The organism is Aeromonas aquatica, assembly GCF_000764655.1.
Taxonomy (GTDB): Bacteria; Pseudomonadota; Gammaproteobacteria; order Enterobacterales; family Aeromonadaceae; genus Aeromonas; species Aeromonas aquatica.
Genome location: NZ_JRGL01000086.1, coordinates 47454 through 53606, shown reverse-complemented (window position 1 = coordinate 53606; position 6153 = coordinate 47454). Strand labels below are relative to the sequence as shown.

The window sequence follows — 6153 nt, the reverse complement described above, 5'->3', positions numbered from 1 at the left end:
CGGGGCTGGCGAGCTCCAGTCTCAGCTGGAAGGGGCCATTTAACGCCTCTTCCAGTGCAAACTCGGCCACTACTAAGGTGCTCTCGGGCAAGGCCCCCACCTTGACGGTAAATTGTAATCCTGTGCTGTCTGCCATCGGTGCGCCTCTGCTGTCGGCCCCGCATTTCTGCCGGCTGGCCTCAAGATGGGGGAAAGATCCACCATGGTCGCCGCTGTTTCGCCACCATGGCTACCGCACGCCCCGAAGGCGTGCGTGAAGATCCGTCGTCATGTTCTTTCTTGTGCCCGCTCGGCAAACAAACGGGCAGAAGGAAGGCATGGCACAGACAAGAAACGACTGGGGGACACGGGTACCTGGACAGTGGCTTGCACAGGATGGGCCCCCCAAAAGATGAGGAGCACCCAAACGGGTGCTCCTGCATGTCATCATGCTTCGATGGGCGCGCGCCAGTCATCGGCACCGGAAGTACCGGCAACGGTGTGCTCCCAATCGATTTTGCGGTAGGCCAGGGAGACCTGGATCAGCTGGGTGAAGTCAGACTTCGCCGGATCCTGGCAGTGCGGCATCTGGCAGTCGATGTCGACGATGGTGGCGTCGGTCAGCACGGTAGAGAAGAAGTGCTCCTGCTTGCCTTCGACCGAGGTGCGATACCACTTCAGGGTCACTTTCGGCAACATCTCGCCGGAGGCCAGGGAGTTGTACATCAGCGGCACGGCTTTGTTCAGCGCGACGGTGAATTTGAACGGCTTGTGGACACGTTGGCCAGCCGGCTGACCGGATTGCGGGTCGGTCGGCACCGTGACGATGTGCTGGAATTCCTGCACCAGCATCTCGTCTTCATGACCTTGCACGAAGATGTTGCCGACGGAGTCAGAGGTGAAGGCACCGGCGGTGATGTTGCCCTGGGTTTTGCCTTCGATACTGATATAACATGGAGTTGGCATGGGTATGCTCCTGATGGGTTGAACGGTAATGACACTCGACCGAAACCCTTAGCAGTGACCATGCCACCCATTAAAATTAATATATTTCAATGACTTATAAGTAACCCGGCACGACTACCAGTATGAATAGCGCAACGAATTGTGTTTCCCCCTCTTTTAAACCACCAATGATTGCCTGACTGGAATAATGTTCCGCACCGTGCGCAATTTGTTGCGCCATGCAGACGAGTTCACTGCTTCTCATCCACATTGGCGACGGACGCCAGCTCGACATTCAACCTGACGACTCCCTGCTTGAGGGCCCAGGAGATGGCCTGGCACTTGCTGCTCGCCCCCAGCTTGGTGACCACGTTGTTCAGATGAAACGTCACGGTACGCGGGGTGATCCCCAGGATCTGGGCGATGTCGCTCACCTGTTTGCCCTCTGCCGCCCAGCGGCACACCTCCAGCTCTCGCAGGCTCAAGGCATCGTGGGGCGACAGGCCCACCAGGCATACCCGAGCCACGGCCTCGAAGATATGCATGGATAACCAGGTGAGGGAGGGGGTGACGGCCAGCCACTGCTGCCCGCTGCGAGGTTCACGGCTGATCAGGGAGAGCAGACCCACATGCCCATTGGCGCCATGCCAGGGAAAGGTGATGCCATCTCGCAATCCCGCCTCCTGGGCCAGCGTCATGACTGCCAGGCTCTGCTCATCACATGCCCCCTGCGCCATGAGCTCGGCCCACAGAATGGGCGTACTCTGCACCATGCCACGCTGCACCACGGGATCGATGGCAAAGAAGTTTGCCTGGGTATAGGCATCCACCCAGCCTTGGGGGCAGCCATTGAAGATGATGACATCCGGGCGCTGTATGGTGCTGGGAAGCAACAGAGCCAGCCGGAAATAATCAAACCCCATCTGGCGCGTCAGTTTGCGCAGCAAGGCCACTATGGTGCCTTCATCGCTGGCCCGATCGAACTGGGAAATGAGATCTAATGCGTCAGTTGTATCCATGTCATGATGCTGCTTTCAAAGGGTAACCATATTGTTCAGCATGAATTCCAATAGGGGCTGAATCACATCTAAATAAGTTGAGATACGTACAATATAAAAACAAAAACCAATGAATTCAGTTGCTTGGGTTATATACAAAGAAACAATAACTCACCGTAACTCAAACTATGCCACTCCCATTAAAATACAATGAAGGCATATTTATCGATATATTGTACATATTTTCATTTAATTACCACTAATTACGCTCGATAAAAATAACCACTTCAGCATATTCGACTAATGGCACCTTACCTGATAGCGGCATATCCAAAGAAGGATCCTGAGACAGCGTATTTGCAGGGCTTGGTCGGATCGGGTAAATCAAGGAAGACAGCGCGCCTGGGAGCAGGCTTTTCCTCGGCATCGTGCAACAACAGGTCCATCACACTCCGGACGGTGGCTTTATACGCCCCGCACGCCAGACGGCGGTTGATATCGGCAATCACCGGCTCGATATCGGTCAGGTGTCGCCCATATAGTGTGCGCCCGCCTGCCGCAGCCAGGCCTCTGCCGGAGTGCGCTGGATTGACAAGCGACTGGCCCACCTTGCCGCTGGCTAGGTGGACAAATGGGCAACTATCCCCGGAACCGGCCGGGCGATTCACCCTTATGACTTATGAAGAAGCAAGTGAGATTGACGCAGTCAACTTACAGAATAGACACTCCATATTTCCATGATTAGTTGCATCGATTCAGTGCTGTGTCCAACCCAGTTCATCTCGATAGCATGCCAGCCAACACTTAATGACATACCAAGTGGCATACTAAAAATCACAGACACAAAAAAGCCCAACCGATTCAATCGATTGGGCTATATAAATGGCGGAGGAGGTGGGATTTGAACCCACGGATGGTCGCCCATCGCCGGTTTTCAAGACCGGTGCATTCAGCCGCTCTGCCACCCCTCCGCAGCAGTGCGCCGAATACTACCCATCGCGATCCGGCTTGTAAATCCCCGTCCTGTCTGTTTGCCGATTTATTGGGCTAAATGACGCATAAAACCCGTAAATTGGGCACAAGCCGTGCTTTTTCAGCCGGATAACTTGACTTGAAAACAGACTCCACCACTATAGTGGCCTCCACGATATTCCCAGCAAGTTGGACCTATGAGAATCAAACATGCCCTGATCGCCGCCTTGACTGGCGCGACCCTGCTTGCGGCGCCGCTGCAGGCGAGTGAGCTGACCAAGACGGATGTCGAGCAGATAGTGCGCGACTATCTGGTCAAGAACCCGGAAATACTGGTCGAGATGTCCAACGCCCTGCGCGCCAAGCAGGAGAGCCAGCAGTCCGCCAACGACAAGTCGCTGATCGAGGCTCATGCCAAGCAGCTCTACTCCAACAAGGATCCCGAGAGCGGCAACCCCAAGGGCAGCCTGACCGTGGTCGAGTTCTTCGACTACAACTGCGGCTACTGCAAGCGTGCCCATCCGCTCATCCAGCAACTGCTCGGCGAAGACAAGGAGATCCGCTACATCTACAAGCAGTTCCCCATCCTGAGCGAGACCTCCTACTACGCCGCCCGCGCGGCACTGGCGGTGCAGCTCGGCCAGCCCGACAAGTACCAGGGCTTCCACGACAAGCTGTATGCCCATCAGGGTCCGCTGTCCGACGAGGCCCAGGTGAAAGCCGTCGCCAAGGCCGCCGGGGTGGACTGGAGCAAGGTCGAGGCGAAGATCAAGGATGGTAGCATCGACAAGAACCTTGGCACCAACCGCGCCCTGGCCGAAGCCATGAGCATCTCGGGCACGCCGGCCTTCATCATCGGCGACCAGATCCTGCGCGGCGCCCCCCGCGATCTGGCGAGCCTGCAGGCCATCGTCAAGGACGTGCGCGCGGGCAAGAGCATTCAGTAATCCTGCCCCGCGCCCATAAAAAACGCCCCGATTTATCGGGGCGTTTTGCTATTCAGGCTTCGCACCTTCAAGTCTGATAGACCGTCGCGAGACGCTGTCAGCAAGGCGGAGAGCTTCGCATGAGCCCTGATCACTGCTTCGCAGCAGGACCATAGCCGTTCGGGTTCTGGCTTTGCCAGCGCCAGGTGTCGACCATCATCTGCTCCAGCCCACGCATCGCTTGCCAGCCCAGCTCGTCACGGGCCAAGGTGGGTTCGGCCCAGCATTCGGCGATGTCGCCGGGGCACGGGGTTTGATCCGGTAGGGGATGGGGCGACCGCTGGCCGCCTCGAACGCACGGATCATCTCCAGCACTGAGTAACCCTGACCTGTGCCCAGGTTGTAGGTGAAGACCCCGGTGTCGCTCCCGATGCGGGCCAGCGCCTTGAGGTGACCTATGGCGAGATCCACCACGTGGATGTAGTCGCGCACCCCGGTGCCGTCCGGCGTCGGGTAGTCGTTGCCAAACACCCCCAGCTCCTTGAGCTTGCCCACCCCGACCTGGCTGATGTAGGGCAGCAGGTTGTTGGGAATGCCGTTGGGATCTTCGCCGATGAGACCGCTCTGGTGGGCGCCGACCGGGTTGAAGTAACGCAGCAGGACGATGGCCCAGCGCGGATCGGAGTTGGAAAGATCCCGCAGGATCTCCTCCACCATCAGCTTGGAGCGGCCGTAGGGATTGGTGGCGCCGGTGGGGAAATCTTCCCGCAGCGGCACAGAGGCTGGATCGCCATAGACGGTGGCCGAGGAGCTGAACACCAGCCGGAACACCCCGGCCTTGGCCATCTCTTCGCACAGCACCAGGGTGCCGGTCACGTTGTTCTGGTAGTAGGTGAGCGGGATCTGGCTGGACTCCCCCACCGCTTTCAATCCGGCGAAGTGAATAACTGATTCGATCCGGTGCTGGGCAAACAGCGCCTGCAGGCAGCCACGGTCGAGAATATCCCCCTCGACGAAGGTGACGGCCTTGCCGGTGATCCGCTCGACCCGTCGCAGGGACTCCGGCGATGCGTTGGAGAGATTGTCCAGTACCACCACCTGCTGCCCGGCTTCCAGCAGCTCCACCAAGGTGTGGGAGCCGATATAACCGGCGCCCCCCGTGACCAGAATTGTCATTTATTTATCCCGTGTTCCGTTGAAACTGGGCCAAGTGTACCCGCCCGGTTTCAACGGGAGAAGACCGGGATGCTCATGGCGCCATCAATAGTCGAGGCTGACGTCCCCCTTGGCGGTGCAGGAGCAGGCCAGCGCCACCCCATTTTCAAGATCCTGCGCACTGAGCGTCATCACGCTCTGGCGCTCTATGATCCCCGTGGTGGAGCAGCGACAGGCGCCGCACACCCCGGCGCGACAGGCGGCCATCATGGTCTCCCCCGCCCCCTCCAGCGCGGCCAGCAGGGTCTGCCCCGGCAGTATCTTCACCTTCTTGCCGCTCTTCTTGAGGGTCAGCCAGAAATGGTTGCTATCGGTAGCCACCGGCGGCGCCTCGGGCAGACCGAACGACTCCTGATGCAGCTGGCCGGCCGGCAGCCCCAGCGCTGTCAGCATGGTGCAGACCGCCGTCATGTAAGGCGCCGGCCCGCACAGGTAGACGTGGCGGCTGAGCAAGTCCGGCGCCAGTTCTTTGAGCATGTCCGGGCTGAGCCGACCGACCCAGGGGTGAGCCGCCGGCGCCTGCTCCAACACCAGCGCGTGGCGCACGCCGGGATGCGCCTCTGCCAGGGCGGCCAATTCACCCGCGAAGATCACATCCTCGGGGGAGCGGGCGCTGTGAATGAAGCGGATATCCGCCTCCGGTCGCCTGGCGAGCTCGTCTCGCAGCATGGCCCACATGGGGGTGATGCCGGAGCCCGCGCTCAGCAGCAGCGGTCGCTCGCAGGGCAAAGCGGTCAGATGAAAGTCACCGAAGGGACCGTCGGCCCGGATCTCGCCCCCCACCTGCAGGCTCTGGTGCAGGTGATGGGAGACCAGGCCCACGTCCTTGATGGTGACCTGCCAGCAGGCATCCTGCGGGCTGGAGGAGAGGGTATAGGCGCGGCACTGGAGCTTGCCGTCTATTTCGGTGTGCAGGGTGATGCACTGGCCAGCCAGCACGGCCGGCAGGTCGCCCGTTAGCGAGGCAAATTGCCAGCTGGTCACATCGTGGGTATCCGCCCGGCGTGCGATGCATGTGAGCGTGAGAGACGTTGAGCTCATCACTAGGCTCCTCTATCGAATGTAAAAGGTCTGATGAACAGCCTTGTTTGAAAAAAAGGCGAGCCAATCGGCTCGCC

At 59.2% G+C, this 6153-nt stretch carries 4 protein-coding genes, 1 tRNA gene and 1 pseudogene; 1 reads left to right on the top strand and 5 read right to left on the bottom strand.

From position 1 onward, the window contains the following. Positions 1 to 426: 426 nt before the first annotated feature. The 3 genes from hcp1 to LG30_RS0108180 all read right to left on the bottom strand — a co-directional run bounded on the left by hcp1 (position 427) and on the right by LG30_RS0108180 (position 2893). Entirely contained in the window at positions 427 to 945 is a 519-nt protein-coding gene (hcp1, locus tag LG30_RS0108190; protein WP_033130216.1) for a type VI secretion system effector Hcp1, read from the bottom strand. Positions 946 to 1175: 230 nt separating this feature from the next. After that, on the bottom strand, positions 1176 to 1943 hold the full coding sequence (locus LG30_RS0108185; RefSeq protein ID WP_033130215.1) for a LuxR family transcriptional regulator: 768 nt from the start codon (positions 1941 to 1943) through the stop codon (positions 1176 to 1178). 862 nt (positions 1944 to 2805) lie between these two features. Then, a tRNA-Ser gene (locus tag LG30_RS0108180) sits at positions 2806 to 2893 on the bottom strand. Positions 2894 to 3091: 198 nt separating this feature from the next. Here LG30_RS0108180 and LG30_RS0108175 point away from each other — a divergent pair. Then, complete coding sequence (locus LG30_RS0108175) at positions 3092 to 3841, top strand: DsbA family protein (RefSeq protein ID WP_033130214.1); 750 nt, start codon at positions 3092 to 3094, stop codon at positions 3839 to 3841. A 130-nt stretch (positions 3842 to 3971) separates the two neighbouring features. Here LG30_RS0108175 and galE read toward each other — a convergent pair. Further along, a pseudogene (gene galE, locus LG30_RS20950) lies at positions 3972 to 4996 on the bottom strand (UDP-glucose 4-epimerase GalE). Between the two features lie 84 nt (positions 4997 to 5080). Next, positions 5081 to 6076 carry an FAD-binding oxidoreductase gene (locus tag LG30_RS0108165; protein WP_033130213.1) on the bottom strand — a complete coding sequence of 332 codons (996 nt, stop codon included), beginning with the start codon at positions 6074 to 6076 and terminating at the stop codon, positions 5081 to 5083. Between the last annotated feature and the right edge of the window lie 77 nt (positions 6077 to 6153).

What these genes read in the sequence shown, in the direction of transcription:
- hcp1 (WP_033130216.1), bottom strand. Translation starts at nt 945, where the DNA reads ATGCCAACTCCATGTTATATCAGTATCGAAGGCAAAACCCAGGGCAAC.
- LG30_RS0108185 (WP_033130215.1), bottom strand. Translation starts at nt 1,943, where the DNA reads ATGGATACAACTGACGCATTAGATCTCATTTCCCAGTTCGATCGGGCC.
- LG30_RS0108175 (WP_033130214.1), top strand. Translation starts at nt 3,092, where the DNA reads ATGAGAATCAAACATGCCCTGATCGCCGCCTTGACTGGCGCGACCCTG.
- LG30_RS0108165 (WP_033130213.1), bottom strand. Translation starts at nt 6,076, where the DNA reads ATGAGCTCAACGTCTCTCACGCTCACATGCATCGCACGCCGGGCGGAT.